Origin of the sequence: Reyranella sp., assembly GCF_965249915.1 — a bacterium.
Taxonomy (GTDB): domain Bacteria; phylum Pseudomonadota; class Alphaproteobacteria; order Reyranellales; family Reyranellaceae; genus Reyranella.
The window spans coordinates 2654253-2671529 of the sequence record NZ_OZ252257.1 but is presented as its reverse complement, the minus strand read 5'-3'; the positions used below and the strand labels follow the sequence as shown (position 1 = coordinate 2671529).

General features: G+C 66.1%; 14 protein-coding genes. 10 read left to right on the top strand and 4 right to left on the bottom strand.

All coding sequences use genetic code 11. The features are described from left to right. Positions 1 to 2: 2 nt before the first annotated feature. The 7 genes from ACP15H_RS13195 (at position 3) to ACP15H_RS13165 (ending at position 7941) form a co-directional block, all read left to right on the top strand. A complete protein-coding gene (locus tag ACP15H_RS13195) occupies positions 3 to 1115 on the top strand; it encodes an HlyD family secretion protein (RefSeq protein WP_425066639.1) in 1113 nt (370 codons plus the stop codon). Then, a complete protein-coding gene (locus ACP15H_RS13190) occupies positions 1112 to 2263 on the top strand; it encodes an FUSC family protein (protein ID WP_425066638.1) in 1152 nt (383 codons plus the stop codon). The genes ACP15H_RS13195 and ACP15H_RS13190 overlap by 4 nt, the downstream gene beginning before the upstream one ends. Before the next feature lie 108 nt (positions 2264 to 2371). Continuing rightward, positions 2372 to 3271 carry a DMT family transporter gene (locus tag ACP15H_RS13185; protein WP_425066637.1) on the top strand — a complete coding sequence of 300 codons (900 nt, stop codon included), beginning with the start codon at positions 2372 to 2374 and terminating at the stop codon, positions 3269 to 3271. Between the two features lie 262 nt (positions 3272 to 3533). After that, complete coding sequence (locus ACP15H_RS13180) at positions 3534 to 4616, top strand: ABC transporter substrate-binding protein (protein WP_425066636.1); 1083 nt, start codon at positions 3534 to 3536, stop codon at positions 4614 to 4616. Continuing rightward, complete coding sequence (locus ACP15H_RS13175; RefSeq protein WP_425066635.1) at positions 4616 to 5551, top strand: ABC transporter permease; 936 nt, start codon at positions 4616 to 4618, stop codon at positions 5549 to 5551. The genes ACP15H_RS13180 and ACP15H_RS13175 overlap by 1 nt, the downstream gene beginning before the upstream one ends. Beyond that, positions 5541 to 6368, top strand: a complete 828-nt coding sequence (locus tag ACP15H_RS13170; protein ID WP_425066634.1) for an ABC transporter ATP-binding protein — start codon at positions 5541 to 5543, stop codon at positions 6366 to 6368. The genes ACP15H_RS13175 and ACP15H_RS13170 overlap by 11 nt, the downstream gene beginning before the upstream one ends. 31 nt (positions 6369 to 6399) lie before the next feature. After that, positions 6400 to 7941, top strand: coding sequence for an amidohydrolase family protein (locus ACP15H_RS13165; RefSeq protein ID WP_425066633.1), 1542 nt, complete (start codon positions 6400 to 6402; stop codon positions 7939 to 7941). 182 nt (positions 7942 to 8123) lie between these two features. On the opposite strand, the gene ACP15H_RS13160 is transcribed toward ACP15H_RS13165, so the two are convergent. Further along, complete coding sequence (locus tag ACP15H_RS13160; RefSeq protein WP_425066632.1) at positions 8124 to 9413, bottom strand: RsmB/NOP family class I SAM-dependent RNA methyltransferase; 1290 nt, start codon at positions 9411 to 9413, stop codon at positions 8124 to 8126. Positions 9414 to 9494: 81 nt separating this feature from the next. On the opposite strand from ACP15H_RS13160, the gene ACP15H_RS13155 reads away from it, so the two are divergent. From ACP15H_RS13155 to ACP15H_RS13145, 3 genes are all read left to right on the top strand, one after another. After that, entirely contained in the window at positions 9495 to 11210 is a 1716-nt protein-coding gene (locus ACP15H_RS13155) for an ABC transporter ATP-binding protein/permease (RefSeq protein WP_425066631.1), read from the top strand. 83 nt (positions 11211 to 11293) lie between these two features. Next, the gene (locus tag ACP15H_RS13150; protein ID WP_425066630.1) at positions 11294 to 11959 is read left to right on the top strand and encodes a helix-turn-helix domain-containing protein; all 666 of its coding nucleotides are present in this window, start codon (positions 11294 to 11296) and stop codon (positions 11957 to 11959) included. After that, the gene (locus ACP15H_RS13145) at positions 11956 to 12441 is read left to right on the top strand and encodes a cupin domain-containing protein (RefSeq protein ID WP_425066629.1); all 486 of its coding nucleotides are present in this window, start codon (positions 11956 to 11958) and stop codon (positions 12439 to 12441) included. The genes ACP15H_RS13150 and ACP15H_RS13145 overlap by 4 nt, the downstream gene beginning before the upstream one ends. 68 nt (positions 12442 to 12509) lie before the next feature. On the opposite strand, the gene ACP15H_RS13140 is transcribed toward ACP15H_RS13145, so the two are convergent. From ACP15H_RS13140 to ACP15H_RS13130, 3 genes are read right to left on the bottom strand one after another with little or no spacing between them, the layout of a single operon-like run. After that, entirely contained in the window at positions 12510 to 13565 is a 1056-nt protein-coding gene (locus tag ACP15H_RS13140; protein ID WP_425066628.1) for a 2-oxoacid:ferredoxin oxidoreductase subunit beta, read from the bottom strand. Further along, a complete protein-coding gene (locus ACP15H_RS13135; protein WP_425066627.1) occupies positions 13562 to 15406 on the bottom strand; it encodes a 2-oxoacid:acceptor oxidoreductase subunit alpha in 1845 nt (614 codons plus the stop codon). The genes ACP15H_RS13140 and ACP15H_RS13135 overlap by 4 nt, the downstream gene beginning before the upstream one ends. Next, on the bottom strand, positions 15391 to 17205 hold the full coding sequence (locus tag ACP15H_RS13130; protein ID WP_425069897.1) for an FAD-dependent oxidoreductase: 1815 nt from the start codon (positions 17203 to 17205) through the stop codon (positions 15391 to 15393). Before ACP15H_RS13130 ends, ACP15H_RS13135 begins: the two co-directional genes overlap by 16 nt. Between the last annotated feature and the right edge of the window lie 72 nt (positions 17206 to 17277).

The following is a 17277-nucleotide window of genomic DNA, read 5'->3' as shown; positions in this document are numbered from 1 at the left end:
ACGTGACCCCTCCCGGACAGACCGAGATCGTGCCCGCCGCGCCGAAATCCGTCGCGACGCCTGCGCCGCCGCCCGAACCGACCCCGGTTGCGACACCCGAACCGCCTCCAGCCGCGGCGCCGGCCGCCAGGCCCGCCGTCGAGACCAGCCGTCTGCATCGGTTGCTGACGGTCGGCGGCACCATCCTGGCGCTGTTCGTCCTCTACGAGGTGTTCACCTACTTCGTCGCCTTTACCGACGACGCCTACGTCCGCTCCGATCTGGTGGCGGTGGCCCCGCAGGTGACCGGGCAGATCATTGAGGTTCACGTCGTCGACAACCAGGACGTCAAGATCGGCGACAGGCTGTACACGATCGATCCGGAGCCCTTCCAACTGGTGGTCAACCAGTGGCAGGCGCAGATCGATCGAGCCGCCGCCCAGCTCAAGGTGGCGCAGGAGGAGCTTGCTCTGGCCCAGGCGGCCCTGCAGGTCTCGACGTCGGCCCACACCTACGCCGTCCAGGAACAGAGCCGGTTCTCCGACCTCGCCAAGCGCGAATTCGCGCCCATCGCCGAACTCGACCGGGCCAACGACGAGCTGCGCCGGTCCAAGGCCGAGATGACGATTTCCACCGTGGCGATCGCCAAGGCGGAGACCGACATCGGCGCCCATCAGGCCGCCTTGGAACTGGCGAAAGCCCAGCTGGCGTCGGCGCAATGGAACCTCGACCGCACCATCGTGCACGCGCCGAACAACGGGGCGATCACAAATCTCACGCTCCGCAGGGGCGACATGGCCACGACCGGCGTGCCGAACGTCGGCATCGTCGATGCCGACGCCTGGCGCATCATGGCCAACTACAAGCAGTACTACATCCGCGACTTCAAGATCGGCGACACCGCCTGGGTCTGGCTCGACAGTTCGCCGTGGCACTTCCACAAGGGCAGGATCACCGGCGTCGCCCGCGGCTTCAGCCGCAATCCCGGCGTCGACAAGCTTCTGCCGTACGTCGCCCCAACCACGGACTGGATCCGCCTGCAGCGTCGCATCCCGGTCACGATCGTGCTCGAGGACCTGCCACCCGGCTACAAGCTCTACATGGGCGCCGATGCGCGCACCGTGATCTTCCCGTGAGTCGCGGCTCGGGAATCGGGCACTACGCAAGGGGGGCCCTGGAGGATTTCCGTGAAGGTGCGCGGCTCCTGGACCGGACGCTGACCGGCTTCTGGCGCGAACTGGCCGATATCGGCGCCCGTCCGGCGCAGTCGCGCATGGGCACCGTCGCGGCGGTTTCGGTGATGCTCACGACGACGGTCGCGCTGGTGATGCAGCTCGACGCGCCGTGGTGGGCGGCGATCAGCGGTTACATGTCCCTGATGTCGACCGGTGCAGCCTCTGTGCGGCGTGGCCTGTTGCGGCTGAGCGGCACGATCGCGGGCGCTGTCCTCGGGTTCGTCATGGCCCGCTGGCTGCCCTACGACCAGGTCGCGCTGTGCCTGTTCCTGGGCTGCGCGACGATGGCCGGCGTCATCGCGGTGCAGGTGAGTCCGCACGGGCTGGCCTGGCTGTTCATGGCGATCACCTCCAGTCTCGTGCTGCTGATGAGCCTCAACGATCCGACCCAGGCGTTCGAGATCGCCTGCTATCGCACCCTGGACGTGGCGGTCGGCGTCTCGTGCGCGATGGTGACGGCCAAGCTGCTGCAGGAGTGGCATGCCGAGCCGCCGGCGACGGCGCCGGGCTGGCGACACCTGCTGGGGGCGCAATGGCCGTCGGTCCTGCACGGGTTCCGGGCCGCCATCTCCGTGGTGACGGTCATGATCGTGTGGGTGATGGCGGACCTGCCGGACGTCGGCGAAATGGCGGTCACGATCGCCGTGGTGATGGCCGCGCCGCTGATCGCCGACGGCGGCACCACGACCCGCCATCTGGTCGCGGAGAAGTCGTTCCACCGGTTCATGGGGTGCCTGCTGGGCGGCATCGTCGCGCTGGGCTGCCTCGCGCTGCAGGTCGAATCGTTCTTCTGGTGGCTGGCCATGCTCGGCGGCGTCGTCTGGGTCGGCATGCACATCCAGATGGGCCGACACGGCGTCCCCTATGTCGGCACCCAGTTCGCCTTCGTCTTCGTCGTCACGATGGTGCAGGGGCAGGCGCCGCCCGACAGCATCATGCCGGGGGTCGACCGCTTCGCCGGGATCACCGGCGGGCTCGGAATCCTGATGGTCGTGTCGCTGCTTCTGTGGCCGTCCGATCAGGAACTCACGAAGGAACTGCGCACCTGACGTGCAGCGGTGTCCGTGCCAGCATCCGAAACGACCCATGCGCTGCAGGCGCCCGCTTAGTCCGCCCCTGCACTTGTTGGCCGGCGCCAGCAGGTTAAGTTGCCGCCGATGAGTGCCAGCGCGTCCCCGCCGACCGACCGGATCCTGCGGGCCATCCTCTCGATCATCTTCTCGGTCCTGTGCTTTTCCGTCCTGAACGCCATGTCCAAGACGCTGAGTCAGACCTATCCGGTCATCGAGGTGATCTGGGGCCGCTACGTCTTCGCCTTCGTCTTCATGATGGCGATCTTCCTGCCCCGGGCCGGGCTGGCGCTGTTCCGGTGGCACAATGTCCCGAGCCAGATCGTGCGCGGTCTGCTGCTGTTCCTGTCGTCGTACCTCTATTTCCACGGCATCGTCGACATGCCGTTGGCCTCGGCGGCTTCGATCTCCCTCACCAGCCCGCTGATCGTCACGGCGCTGTCGTCGAAGTTCCTGGGCGAGCCGGTCGGGCCGAAGCGCTGGGCGGCCGTCGTGGTCGGCTTCGTCGGGGCTCTCATCGTGGTGCGCCCTGGCTCCGCGCATTTCGAATGGCATTCGCTGTGGATCGTCGGCAGCACGATCTCGAGTTCGCTCTACCAGCTCTTCTCGCGACGCTACGGGCAGGCCGAGCGGCCCGATGCCTCGGCCACCATGGCGACGATCGTGGGCACCGCCGTGGCCCTGCCGCTGCTGCCGTTCGAATGGGTGACGCCGACCTTCGGCTGGCACTGGGTGCTGTTCATCGGCATGGGCATCATGGCCGGTGTCGGCCACTATTTCCTGACCATCGCCTACAGCCAGGCGCCGGCCGCGGTCGTGGCGCCCTTCAACTACGTGCAACTGCTCGGGGCGGCCCTGCTGGGTTACCTGGTGTTCGGCGACTTTCCCGATTTCTGGACCTGGGTGGGCGCCGGCGTGATCATCTGCTCGGGCCTCTATCTGGGGAACATCGAGCGCCAGCGGCATCGGGCACTGGTCAAGAAATAGCACGCGTGACCGGGAATTGACCTGAGGCCGCGCCGCCGTCGGCCGCGTGTCCGCCGCCACGGCTGATTTTCGGCTGTGGCACATCCCTTGCTTCAAAAATTGGCAGCGCAGAATCGCGCTAGCGCGATTCTTCTCGGTTGGCGTGCCGGCACCTTTGAGGACGGTCGCACCGAGTGGCGACCGACAAGGAGTTGTCAGTCGCAGACTCGCCCAAGCCAGCAGTCCCCATCCAAATTTTCTCCGCTGCCCGAGGAGGCTCTCCATGTGTGATCGCATCGGCTGTACGCATTTTCCCGATCTGTCCAAGATGAACTTCGGCGGCGCCGTCGCGCCGTCCCGCCGCGGCTTCCTGAAGGGCGCCGCCGCCGTCAGCACCATCACCATGGCCGCCGGTCCCGGTATGCTCATGGGCGGACAGGCTCATGCCGCGGCCGGTCTCAAGTCGACCCACGGCACCGGCTTCTGCAACCTCAACCTCTTCCTCGCGCATTCGCGCCAGTACGCCAAGGCGAGCGGCACCGAGCTCGTGTTCGTGAACACGCCGACCTCGGCCGAGATGGTGACGTTCCTCGGCATGGGGCAGGTCGATCTCGGCCTCATGCCCTACACCAGCTTCATGGCGCTCTACGATGCTGGCGCCCCGGTGAAGATCGTGGCCGGTGGCGGCGTCGAAGGCTGCGCGATCGTGGCGCGCCCAGGCCTCGACACGCCCGAGAAGCTCAAGGGCAAGACGCTCGGCACCTTCCAGCTCGATACGCTGGAGGTCATGCCCTACGACTACCTGAAGAAGAACGGCATTTCCTTCAAGGACGTGAAGGTCCGTTACATGGGTAACACGCCGGAAGCCGTCGAGGCCTTCAAGGCGGGCGCCATCGACTGGATCTGCACGATCGAGCCTTACGCTTCAGCGCTGGTGAACGACGTCAAGGGCGCGGTCATGCTGACCAACGGCATCGACCTCTACGGCAAGGGCTATACCGACTGCGTTCTGGCCTCGCGGTCGAGCCTGATGAAGGACAATCCCGCCGGCCTCAAGGCGATCATCAAGAGCATGATGCAGGCCCAGCTCGACGCCGAGACCAATACAGACGACGTGCTGAAGGAACTGGTCGGCAAGTACTACAAGACCTCGATGGAGAACGCGAAGATCGCCCAGGGCAAGCAGCCGGCGATCGTCGATGCGCGCAGCCAGACCGACTTCATCCTGCAGCGCACCGACAGCGTCATGGAGATGGGCTACATCAAGAAGAAGCCCGGCCGCGACGCGATCGACTGGACGCTGCTCGAAGAGGTCATCAAGGAGAACCCCGACCTCTACGGCAAGCTCAAGTACAAGTCCGCCTGATGGCTGTCGTCACTCGCGACAGCGAAGCGTCGGGCCCCGCTGCCGGGACATCCCGCCCGGCGGCGGTCTCGCGCTTCTACACCGGCATGGTCAACCTCGAATGGTTGACCAAGGCCTGGTGGACCATCCTGTCGATCAGCATGTTCGCCGGCCTCTGGGAACTGTGCTGGTTCTTCGGCTGGGCCGATCCGAAGCTGCTGCCGCCGCCGCACATCTTCCTGGGCAACCTCGCGGAGCAGGGCAAGTTCTTCAACACCGCCACGCGCTGGCAGGTCGGCCAGGCGATGAATGCCGGCCCCTCGGCCTTCGAATCGGTGATGATCACGGTGGGGGCCACGACGGCCCGCGTCTTCACCGGCCTGGCGATGGCCTCGGTGCTGGCGATCGGGATGGGCGTGCTCATCCGCTACCACCATGTCTTCGACAAGCTCGTGCTGCCGACGATCACGCTGCTGTCGCCGGTCTCGCCCATCGCCTGGCTGCCTGTCGCCATCTTCCTGTTCGGCATCGGCAATGCACCCGCCATCTTCATGGTCGTGGTGGCGCTGTTCTTCCACATGGTGCTGGCCACGGTCGCCCAGATCGACGGCGTCAGCCCCAATTTCATCAATGTCGCCCGCACAATGGGCGCATCGAAGCGGCAGATCTACGCGCGCGTCATCGTGCCCGCGATCCTGCCCGGCATGCTGCAGGTGCTGCGGCTCAACCTGTTCGGCGCCTGGATGGTGGTGCTGGTCGCGGAGTCGACGGGCGTCGGCTACGGCATGGGCCAGGTCATCATGCTCGCGCGCAATACCTTCAACCCGTCGCTGGTCTTCTTCACCATCGCCGTGATCGGCGTGCTGGGCTTTGCCTTCGACTGGCTGTTGCGCCAGGCCCAGCGGCGTATCCTCTACTGGCTGCCCGACACCAAGGAGAAGCTGCGTGGCCTTTGATGCACCGCCGACATTCTCGTCCAAGGATGCCGTGGTCTGCCGCGGCGTCGGCAAGACCTGGGCGGCCGGCACCAGGCGCGCCCACAATGCCCTGACCGACATCGACCTCGACGTCGCACCGGGGGAGTTCGTGGTTCTTCTCGGCCCTTCAGGCTGCGGCAAGAGTACCTTGCTCTACCTGATCGCCGGCCTCGAGGACGCGACCGAGGGGCAGCTCTGGTCGTTCGGCGATCTCGTGGAGACGCCGTCGCCGCAGCGCAGCCTGATCTTCCAGGAGACCTCGCTCTTCCCGTGGCTGACCGTGTGGGAAAACGTGAGCTTCGGCCTTTCGATCCGCGGGGCGAGCAAGGAGGAGCGACGCAGCGTCGCCGCCGAGGCGCTGCAGCGGGTCGGGCTGAAGGCCGCGATGGACAAGCGGCCGGACGAGCTGTCGGGCGGCATGCGCCAGCGGGTCGCCGTCGCCCGGGCGCTCGCCATGCGCCCCAAGGTCCTGCTGATGGACGAGCCGTTCGCGGCGCTGGACGTCCAGACCCGCGCCCGGATGCAGGACTTCCTGCTCGACGTGTGGCGCGATTCCGGTGCCTCGGTGCTGTTCGTCACCCATCATATCGACGAGGCGGTGGCGCTGGCCGACCGGGTCGTCGTCTTCACCTCGCGGCCGGGCCGCATCAAGACGATCGTGCCGATCGACCTGCCGCGGCCGCGCAATCTGTTTTCGCGCGAGGCGGAGGATCTGCGCATCCAGCTCACCGACCTGCTGCGCGACGAGGTCGACCGCGCCTTCGCCGAGCAGGAAGCGCTCGCCGTCACCGCCTGATTCCAAAGTCACACATAAAGGAGAAGCCGATATGGCCACCAGCCTGATCCGCAGCCGCGCCGCCATCACGGGAACCAAGGACCGTTTCACCTGGAACGAGATCAAGGACGGCGCCGTCCTGCAGGAAGACGGTGTCATCGTCGAGGTCGGCACCTACGACGACCTGCACCGCAAGCATCCCACCGTGCCGGTGATCGGCACCGGCAAGGAGATCCTGCTGCCGGGCTTCGTCAACGGCCATCACCATGTCGGCCTGACGCCGGTCCAGCTCGGCTCGCCCGACATGCCGCTCGAGCTGTGGTTCATCACCCGCATGGTGATCCGAAACGTCGACCTCTATCTCGACACGCTCTACTCGGCCTTCGAGATGATCGGATCGGGCATTACAACGGTGCAGCACATCCAGGGCTGGATGCCCGGCACTTTGCCTGACGTCGAGAAGCGCGCGAACGACACCATCAAGGCCTATGAAGATGTCGGCATGCGGGTCAGTTACTGCTACGCGGTGCGCGACCAGAACCGGCTGGTCTACCAGGCCGACGAGGAGTTCGTGCGCAGCCTGCCCAAGGACCTGCAGGGGCCGATGCAGCGCTGGTTCGACCGCTTCAAGATGGGCCTCGACGATGCGATGGACATGTTCAAGTCCTTCCATTCGCAGCATCACAACAAGCGCCGCGTGAAGATCCAGCTGGCGCCGGCCAACCTGCACTGGTGCTCCGACCCGGCGCTCACCAAGCTCAGCGAGGCCTCGGCCAAGTACAATGTGCCGATGCACATGCATCTGCTCGAGACCGCCTACCAGAAGGAATATGCCTGGCGGCGCGGCAACTGCACGGCGCTGGAATACATCGACCGCTTCGGCATGGTGAACGAGCGGCTGACCCTCGGGCACGGCGTGTGGCTGAACGAGAAGGACATCGACCGGCTTGCCGAGGCCAAGGGCTGCGTCTGCCATAACTGCTCGTCCAACTTCCGCCTTCGGTCGGGCGTGGCCGCGCTCAATCACTTCGAGAAGAAGGGCATCAATACCGCGATCGGCCTCGACGAGGCCGGCATCAACGACGATCGCGACATGCTGCAGGAGCTGAAGCTGGTCCTGCGCGCCCATCGCGTGCCGGGCATGGTCGAGGCCGACGTGCCGACCATGGCGCAGGTGCTGCGCATGGCCACGGTCGGCGGCGCGAAGACGACGCCGTTCGGGGACAGCCTCGGCACCTTGGAGGTCGGCAAGGCCGCCGACATGGTGCTGATCGACTGGGACAGCGTGGCCTATCCCTATCTCGACGAGATGACTCCGACGCTCGATGCGGTGGTGCAGCGCGCCAAGCAGCAGGCCGTCACCATGACGATGTGCGACGGCGAGGTGATCTACAAGGACGGGCTCTTCACCAAGGTCGACAGGACCGCCGCGCTGAAGGCGCTGCACGACGATCTCAGCAAGGCCCTGGCCGACGACGAGGTCGAGCGTCGCAAGCTCTCGGTCGCCCTGCTGCCGCACGCCCGCAAGTTCTACGAGAACTACATGGACCCCTCGAAGCACCAGCCGTTCTACAGCCCGAGCTCACGGGTGTGAGTGTTAGCGCTTTTTCGATCCAGAAAGATCAAATATCCACCTCATCCTGAGGAGCCGCGCGTGCGCGGCGTCTCGAAGGATGGGCAGCAGACGCGGTGCTCGTGCCCATGCTTCGAGACGGCTGCTCCGCAGCCTCCTCAGCATGAGGTTTGTGATGTAATTCCAGCTTGCTCGGAAAGACGTTAGGTCTGAAGCCGGGCGATGTAGAACCCGTCGAGGCCGCCGCGGTCGGCCCACATGAAGGGGTAGGTGCGGACGTCGCCGCGTGGGGTGATGGCGTCTTCCAGGCCTGGCAGTTCCGCCGGCATCACGCGTGCGCGCTTTACCTGAGGGTTGCGGACGAGGACGCCGTTGATGCGCTCGACGCCTTCGTCCTCCTGCAGCGAGCATACCGCATAGACCAGGGTTCCACCGGGCTTCAGCATGTCGAGGGCGCGCACCAGCAGGCGGTCCTGCGTAACCGTCAGGCGCGCCACGTCCTCCTCGTCCTTCAGCCAGGCGATGTCGGGATGGCGGCGCAGGGTGCCGGTACCGGAGCAGGGCGCGTCGAGCAGGATGGCGTCGAACTTCTCCTCGGGCATCCACTTGCTGGCATCGGCCGTCACGAGATTGGCCGACAGGCCGGCGCGCGCCAGATTCTCACCGAGGCGCGTCATGCGGCGGGCCGAGATATCGACGGCCGTGACCTGGGCGCCGGCGGCACAGAGCTGCATCGTCTTGCCGCCCGGGGCGGCACAGAGATCGGCGACCCGCTTGTCGGTGACGGCGCCCAGCAGCCGCACGGGGAGGGCGGCGGCGGCGTCCTGCACCCACCAGGTGCCCTCGGCAAAGCCCGGCAGCTCGGCGATGTGGCCGCCGGCCTTCCGGCGCAGCGTGCCCGTCGGCAGCTTCTCGGCCTCGAGTTGGCCGGCCCAGTGATCGGCATCCCGGCGGACGGTGATGTCGAGCGGCGCCTCCTGCAGGTGGGCCGACGCGATGGCGCGCGTCGTATCCTCGCCATAGGCGTGGATCCAGCTCTCCCACAGCCAGCGCGGCGTGTTGAGGCGGGCGGGGTCGCGATCCACCAGCAGGGCGTCGCCGTCGCGCGAGATCCGGCGCAGCACGGCGTTTACCAGGCCCTTGAGGTGATGCAGGCCAGCATCCTCGACCAGGCGCACCGAGGTGTCGACGGCGGCGTGCGGCGGCGTGCCGAGGAACATCAGCTGGGCGGCGCCCAGGCGCAGCACCTGGCGGCCGACCGCGTTCGCGCCCTCCAGGGGCTTGGTGATCAGGCCGGACAGCACGCCCTCGATCTCGCCCAGGTGGCGCACGGTCGTGGCCAGCAGCAGGCGGACGAAGGCGCGGTCGCGCGGATCGAGGGCGGTGAAGCCGCGATGGCCGGCCAGCGCGTCGTCGAGCGGCTGGCCCTTGTCGAGACAGGCCATCAGCACATCGACTGCGGCGCGGCGGGAAGCGAGAGGGGTGGCATCCATCGTGCGGCGCTATAGCCGCCGCAGACGCCGTTGTCATCGTCGCGCTGTCTCGGCAGTGTGCCGCGCGAAAGGATTTCCTGCATGAAGAGCGTGAGTTCCTACTTCGTCGACTGGTGGCGACTGGTCGTCCCGTATTTCCGCTCGGAGGAGCGCTGGATCGCCATTGCCCTGCTGGTGGGCGCGATCGGGCTCACCCTGGCGAGCGTGGAGGTTACAGTCGCCTTCAGCGAATGGAACCGGCGCTTCTACGACAGCCTGCAGAACAAGGACGAGGCGGCATTCTGGACCGAGATGGTCAATTTCGGCTGGATCGCCGCGCTGGCCATCGCCTTTGGCGTAGCGCGCGGGCTGGTCAGCCCTTACCTGCGCCTCAGGTGGCGGCGGTGGTTGACGGGCCACTATCTCTCGCACTGGCTCGACGGGCGCGGCTACTACCGGATCGAGCTAGAGCGCAAGGTCGACAACGCCGACCAGCGCATCTCCGAGGATCTGCGCCTGCTCGGTTTCTACACCATGACCCTGCTTCTGGGCTTGATCAGCGCCGTGGCCACCCTGGTGGCGTTCCTGATCATCCTGTGGCGGCTGTCGGGACCGATGTCGCTGTCCTTCATCGGCCTCGACGTGGTGATCCCCGGCTACATGGTCTGGGCGGCGCTGATCTATGCCTTCCTCGGCACCTGGCTCGCCAATCTGGTCGGCCGGCGACTGATCCCGCTCAACTTCCTGCAGCAGCGCTACGAGGCGAACTTCCGCTTCGGCCTGATGCGGGTGCGCGAGAATGCCGAGGGCATCGCGCTCTATCGCGGCGAGCCGCGCGAGAACGCGGTGCTCGAGGAGAAATTCACCGACGTCTTCAACAATGCCTGGCGCGTGCTGGTGACCGAGATGCAGCTGGTTTTCTACCAGATCGGCTACGGCCAGCTCGCGATCATCTTCCCGTATATCGTGACGGCGCCGCGCTTCTTCGCCGGTGCGATCACGCTGGGCGTCGTCATGCAAACGGCACAGGCCTTCGGGCAGGTGCAGACGGCGCTGTCGTTCTTCATCGACAACTACACCAACGTGGCCGAGCTGCGTGCGGTGATGGATCGCTTGAAGGGGCTGCAGACCGCCATCGACGAGAAGCCGCCGGAGAACATCACCGTCTCTCCCGAGGCCGGCCGCGCCGATGTCGGCACCAGCGGGCTCGATCTCGCGCTGCCGAACGGGCAGACCCTGCTGAAGGATCTGAACCTCACCCTGCCGAAGGGGGCCTGGACGCTGATTTCTGGCTCGAGCGGTTCGGGCAAGAGCACGCTGTTCCGAGCCCTGGCCGGCATCTGGCCGTTCGGGCAGGGGCGGGTGCTGATCCCGGCCGGCGCGCGCGTGCTGTTCCTGCCGCAGAAGCCCTACATCCCGATCGCCACCCTGCGCGACGCCGTGAAGTATCCCGATGAAAACTCCACGGCCAACGATGCCGAGGTCGTTCAGGCGCTGGAAGCGGCCCGGCTCGGCCACCTTGCGGGGCGTCTCGACGAGGAAGCGCATTGGAGCAACATCCTGTCGGGCGGCGAACAGCAGCGGCTGGCCATCGCGCGGGCGCTGGTGTTCAAGCCCGACTGGCTGTTCCTCGACGAGGCTACGGCCTCGCTCGACGAGGCCAACGAGGCGGCGGTTTACAGTGTGCTGAAGGAGCGGCTGCCGCAGGCGACGGTCGTCTCGATCGGTCACCGGCCGTCGCTGCGTCAGTGGCACGAGGCGCGGCTCGACCTGAAGCGTGCGCCGGGCGAGACGGGAACCCTGAATGTCGTGACCTGACGGCCGCTCTTTGCGCGCTTTTCCACAATGCCGGTGAAGAAAGTTAACTTGCCTGGGGTGAAAGTTCAGTCCATCAGAAGGGAATGAGCAGATCCCCCGAGCGCATCGCTGAAACCACCCGTGACATCGGCCATCGCCTGCGGGCCGCGCGCACCGGTTCGGGCCTGACGCTGGCGAACGTGGCGGGTCGGGCCGGAGTCTCCGAAGGCTTCCTGTCGAAGCTGGAACGCGGCCAGGCGGCGGCGTCGATCGCCAACCTGATCCAGCTGGCCGACGCGCTGGGGCTGGGATTGCACGAGCTCTTCCCCAGCGAGGCCGCGCCGGCCAAGACGATGGTCGCCGTGCACAGGGGCGGCGAAGGCGCACTGCAGGAGGTGGCGGCGACGGGCTACCGCTGGCGCCATCTCGGCGGCGGCGCTCCGCTCGATCGCATGGAAGTGTTTCATCTCGTCTTCCCGCGCGCCAAGGGCATGGAGGCGACGGTCTCCCATCCCGGCCAGGAGCATTGCTACGTGCTGTCGGGCGAAGTGCTGTTCCATGTTGGCGACGAACAGCACCTGCTGAAGGCGGGCGACGGAATCCTGATCGATTCGCAGCAGCCGCACCGCGCCGAGAATGCCGGGCGTGGGCAGGCGCAGGTGCTGATGTCGGTGGCGAAGCCCGCCGATGCGGCCGAGGTGCCGGACTGGTGGCGGCTCTCGTCGCCGAAACTCAAGGAAGAAAAACCGAAGGAGGAAAGCCAGCCATGAGCAAGCACGTTCCCGACACCGCGGCCGCCAATGCAGGCCTGGCCACCACGCGCGAAGCCTCGCGTCGCGATCACAAGCCCTACCAGGTGCGCCATCTCGACGAGGTCGAGTGGGAGACGATTCGCTGGCCGGGCGAGACCGGCAAGATGCTGTTCCATCCGAGATCCGACGATCCGACGCAACCCAACGCCGGGATCCTGCGGCTGGAGCCGGGCGCCCATCACCCCGAGCACTATCACGGCTTCGCGCAGGTCTGGCTGGTGCTGAAGGGCGACTTCACGATCGACGGCCGCACCTGCACGCCGGGCACGATGCTCTATCACCCGGACCCGCATTTCGAGGGCGAGTTCAGGACCGAGACCGGCGGCGAGATCCTGATCGTGCAGTATCCCGGCCCGACGACCGGCGAACGCCCGATCTATGCCGGCCGCTTCAACATGGAAAAGCGCAAGTCGGTCGCCGAGGAGCGGGTCGACCTTTAGTCGTCGGAGGAGCGTGCCACTCCAGTGGCGCTCATAAATCATGAGGCGCCACTGGAGTGGCGCAGCGATCAGCGCAGGCTGGCGTTGATCTTGTCCAGCGCCGAGGTGCCGGGGCAGAGGTCCGGGGCGTTCAGCGTGTTCAGCGGCACGTCGACCGTGTTGAGGTTGGCGTGCAGGTCGCTCGGCGTCGGATCGACGTAGAGCAGGCCGGTCACGACCTCGCCGGCATGCAGGCCTTCCTGGACGCGCTTCACGGCCGCGACCTTGTCGGACGGATCGTAGTCCTCGCCGAGCTTGCGCAGGCGCAGGATCGAGCCGTCATGCTGCTGCACGGTCTTCGTGGTGCCGGCATCGTAGGAGGTGGTGATCTCCTCGCGGGTCTCGATGAAGTCGATGCGGTTCAGCGCCTCGTTGTGCTCGCGCACATAGTCGTAGCTCTTGGTCGAGCCCGAATGGTTGTTGAAGGCCACGCAGGGGCTGATGACGTCGAGGAAGGCCGCGCCCTTGTGCGACATGGCGGCCTTGATCAGCGGCACGAGCTGGTGCTTGTCGCCCGAGAAGGAGCGGCCGACGAAGGTGGCGCCCATCAGGATCGCGAGCGACACCATGTCGATCGAGGAATCGGGGTTGGAGACGCCCTTCTTGCTGATCGAGCCCTTGTCGGCGGTGGCGGAGAACTGGCCCTTGGTCAGGCCATACACGCCGTTGTTCATGACGATGTACGTCATGTTCACGCCGCGCCGCATGACGTGGGCGAACTGGCCGAGGCCGATCGAGGCGGAATCGCCGTCGCCCGACACGCCCATGTAGATCAGGTCGCGGTTGGCCAGGTTGGCGCCGGTCATCACCGACGGCATGCGTCCGTGCACGGTGTTGAAGCCGTGGCTCGCGCCCACGAAATAGGTCGGCGCCTTGGACGAGCAGCCGATGCCCGAGAGCTTGGCGACCTGGTGGGGCAGGATGTCGAGCTCGTAGCAGGCCTGGATGATCGCGGCGCTGATCGAATCGTGGCCGCAGCCGGCGCACAGCGTCGAGACGGCGCCCTCGTAGTCGCGGCGGGTGAAGCCCGCCTTGTTCTTGACCAGCGAGGGGTGATGGAGACGGGGCTTGGCGATGTAGGTCATGACGCGGCCTTGTCGAACGAAACAACCTTGAACTGACCGAGCTTGGTGGCGATGTCGGTCGCGATGAAGCGCGCCGTGATCGGCGTGCCGTCATAGTGCAGGACGGGCACGATCTTGCGCGCGTCGAGCGTGTATTCGCTGAGCAGCATGGTGCGCAGCTGCGCGTCGCGGTTCTGCTCGACGACGAAGACGCGGTCGTGCTCGTGGATGAAATCCTCGACGCTCTGGGCGAAGGGGAAGGAGCGCACGCGCAGCGCGTTGACGTGATGGCCCTCGGCCTCGAGATGGTCGAGCGCCTCGTCCATCGCCGGGCTGGTCGAGCCGAAATAGATCACGCCGAAGCGGGTCGGCTTGGGCGAGGAATAGCGCAGCGGCTGCGGCGCGATCTTCTTCGCGGTCTCCCACTTCTTCTGCAGCCGCTCCATGTTGCGCACATAGACCGGGCCTTCCTCCGAATAGCGCGCGAACTCGTCCTTGGTCGTGCCGCGCGTGAAGTAGGAGCCCTTGGTCGGGTGCGTACCCGGATAGGTGCGGTAGGGGATGCCGTCGCCATCGACGTCGAGGTAGCGGCCGAAAGTCTTGCCGGCCTCGAGCTCCTCGGCGGTCATCACCTTGCCGCGGTCGAGGACGCGGTTCTCGTCCCAGGCGAACGGCTTGCACAGGCGGTGGTTCATGCCGATGTCGAGATCGGTCATGACGAACACCGGAGTCTGCAGCCGGTCGGCGAGGTCGAGCGCGTCGGCGGTGAACTCGAAGCACTCGCGCGGGTCCTCGGGGAACAGCAGCACGTGCTTGGTGTCGCCGTTCGAGGCGTAGGCGCAGCCCAGCAGGTCGGACTGCTGCGTGCGCGTCGGCATGCCGGTCGACGGGCCGCCGCGCTGCACGTTCACCAGCACCGCCGGAACTTCGGCGAAGTAGGCGAGGCCGATGAACTCGGTCATCAGCGAGATGCCGGGGCCGGAGGTGGCAGTGAACGAGCGCGCGCCGTTCCAGGCGGCGCCGATCACCATGCCGATCGAGGCCAGTTCGTCCTCGGCCTGCACGATCGCGTACTTGGCCTTGCCGGTCTCCTTGTCGTGCCGGAACTTCTTGCAATGGCTCTGGAACGCCTCGGCCAGCGAAGAAGACGGCGTGATCGGATACCAGGCGCAGACCGTGGCGCCGCCATAGACGGCGCCGAGCGCGGCCGCGCTGTTGCCTTCGACGAAGATGCGGTCGCCGACATTGTCGGCATGGCGCACCTTGAGCTTCACCAGGTCGGGATCGACATGCTGCTTCACCCAGTCGCGGCCGAGGTTCATCGCCTTCACGTTGGAATCGATGAGCTTTTCCTTGCCCTTGAACTGCTCGCTGAACAGCCGCTGGATCTGCTTCTCGTCGATGTCGAGCAGCACCGAGAGCGCGCCGACATAGATGATGTTCTTGAAGAGCTGGCGCTGGCGGGCATCGGTGTAGGTGGCGTTGGTGATCGCCGTCAGCGGCACGCCGATCACGTTGATGTCCTCGCGGAACATCGACGCCGGCATGGGCTTGGTCGAATCGTAGAACAGGTAGCCGCCGGGCGTGATCTCCTTCACGTCCTCGGCCCAGGTCTGCGGGTTCATGGCGACCATCATGTCGACGCCGCCGCGCCGCCCGAGATAACCCTTCTCGGTGACGCGCACCTCGTACCAGGTCGGCAGGCCCTGGATGTTCGAGGGGAAGATGTTGCGCGGGCTGACGGGCACGCCCATGCGCAGGATCGACCGGGCGAAGAGTTCGTTGGCCGAGGCCGATCCGGATCCGTTGACGTTCGCGAACTTGACGACGAAATCGTTAACGGCGGCTATTGCTTGCGGCATGCGTGCTCCGCGTGTGTCATTTCGATGTAATACTTGCGCATGTCCCATGCGCCGGTCGGGCAGCGTTCGGCGCACAGGCCGCAGTGCAGGCAGACATCCTCGTCCTTGACCATGACCCGCTGGGTCTTGAGGCCGTCGCCGATGTAGAGGTCCTGTGTCGGGTTCATCGCCGGCGCCGTGAGGTGCGTGCGAAGTTCCTTTTCCTCACCGTTCTCGGTGAAGGTGATGCAGTCCATCGGGCAGATGTCGACGCAGGCGTCGCATTCGATGCAGAGCTGGCCGGTGAACACCGTCTGGACGTCGCAGTTGAGGCAGCGCTGCGCTTCCTTGAAGGCGAGCTGCGGATCGAAGCCCAGCTCGACCTCGGCCATGATGTCCTTCAGCGCCTCCTTCTTGGGGCGATGCGGGACCTTGAGGCGATGGTCGATGGTGGGGGCGTTGTCGTAGCTCCACTCGTGGATGCCCATCTTCTGGCTGGCGACGTTGACGCCGGGCGCCGGGCGTTCCTCCGGGTTCTCGCCGATCAGCATCTTGTGGATGGAGGTCGCCGCCTCGTGGCCGTGCGCCGCCGCCCAGATGATGTTCTTCGGCCCGAACGCCGCGTCGCCGCCGAAGAACACCTTCGGATGCGTGCTGGCGAAGGTCTTCTCGTTGAGCTGCGGCAGGCCCCACTTGTCGAACTCGATGCCGGCGTCCTTCTCGATCCACGGGAAGGCGTTCTCCTGGCCGATCGCGACCAGCACGTCGTCGCACTCGTGGAACTCGTCGGGTTCGCCCGACGGGACCAGCGAGCGGCGACCCTTGTCGTCGTACTTCGCGACCACCTTTTCGAACACCACGCCCTTGATCTTGCCGCCGTCGTGACGGACTTCCTTCGGCACGAGCATGTTGAGGATGGGAATGTCCTCGCCGATCGCGTCTTCCTTCTCCCACGGCGACGCCTTCATCTCGTCGAAGCCGGAGCGGACGATCACCTTCACGTCCTCGCCGCCGAGGCGGCGGGCGGTGCGGCAGCAGTCCATCGCGGTGTTGCCGCCGCCCAGCACGATCACGCGCTTGCCGACCTTGTCGATGTGGCCGAACGAAACCGACGACAGCCAGTCGAGGCCGATATGGATGTTGGCCGCGGCTTCCTTGCGGCCGGGCACGTCGAGGTCGCGGCCGCGCGGCGCGCCCGAGCCCACGAACACCGCGTCGTAGCCCTCGGCCAGCACGGCCTTCAGCGAATCGACCCGCTGGTGGCGGAACTCGACGTTGCCGATGCCGGTGATGTAGCCGACTTCCTCGTCGATCACCGACTCAGGCAGACGGAAGTGCGGGATCTGCGTGCGGATGAAGCCGCCGAGCTTGGGATCCTGGTCGTAGATGACGATCTCGTAACCCAGCACCGCGAGGTCGCGCGCCACGGTGAGCGAGGAGGGGCCGCCGCCGATGCAGGCCACGCGCCGGCCGTTCTTCTCCGGCGCCCTGGGCATCTTGGAATTGATGTCGTCGTCGTCCTTGTAGTCGGCGGCGACGCGCTTCAGGCGGCAGATCGCGACCGGCTCCTTCTTGCCCTTCACCAGCGTCTCGTCCTCGACGCGGCTGCGCCGGCAGGCGGGCTCGCAGGGACGGTCGCAGGTCCGGCCCAGGATTCCCGGGAAGACGTTGGACTTCCAGTTGATCATGTACGCATCGGAGTAACGTCCGTGCGCGATCAGCCTGATGTACTCGGGGACGGGGGTATGGGCAGGACAGGCCCATTGGCAATCGACGACTTTATGAAAGTAGTCGGGATTGGCGATGTCAGTCGGCTTCAACATAAACTCCAGGCGGCGGCGGGAGCGGCGACTCAAGAACCGGTAAACGACGGTTTAGATTACTCTAAACGG

Bases quoted from the DNA above. Each gene is read 5' to 3' on its own strand.
- ACP15H_RS13180 (WP_425066636.1), top strand. From the start codon at position 3,534: ATGTGTGATCGCATCGGCTGTACGCATTTTCCCGATCTGTCCAAGATG.
- ACP15H_RS13165 (WP_425066633.1), top strand. From the start codon at position 6,400: ATGGCCACCAGCCTGATCCGCAGCCGCGCCGCCATCACGGGAACCAAG.
- ACP15H_RS13160 (WP_425066632.1), bottom strand. From the start codon at position 9,413: ATGGATGCCACCCCTCTCGCTTCCCGCCGCGCCGCAGTCGATGTGCTG.
- ACP15H_RS13155 (WP_425066631.1), top strand. From the start codon at position 9,495: ATGAAGAGCGTGAGTTCCTACTTCGTCGACTGGTGGCGACTGGTCGTC.
- ACP15H_RS13175 (WP_425066635.1), top strand. From the start codon at position 4,616: ATGGCTGTCGTCACTCGCGACAGCGAAGCGTCGGGCCCCGCTGCCGGG.
- ACP15H_RS13185 (WP_425066637.1), top strand. From the start codon at position 2,372: ATGAGTGCCAGCGCGTCCCCGCCGACCGACCGGATCCTGCGGGCCATC.
- ACP15H_RS13150 (WP_425066630.1), top strand. From the start codon at position 11,294: ATGAGCAGATCCCCCGAGCGCATCGCTGAAACCACCCGTGACATCGGC.
- ACP15H_RS13140 (WP_425066628.1), bottom strand. From the start codon at position 13,565: ATGACCTACATCGCCAAGCCCCGTCTCCATCACCCCTCGCTGGTCAAG.
- ACP15H_RS13135 (WP_425066627.1), bottom strand. From the start codon at position 15,406: ATGCCGCAAGCAATAGCCGCCGTTAACGATTTCGTCGTCAAGTTCGCG.
- ACP15H_RS13145 (WP_425066629.1), top strand. From the start codon at position 11,956: ATGAGCAAGCACGTTCCCGACACCGCGGCCGCCAATGCAGGCCTGGCC.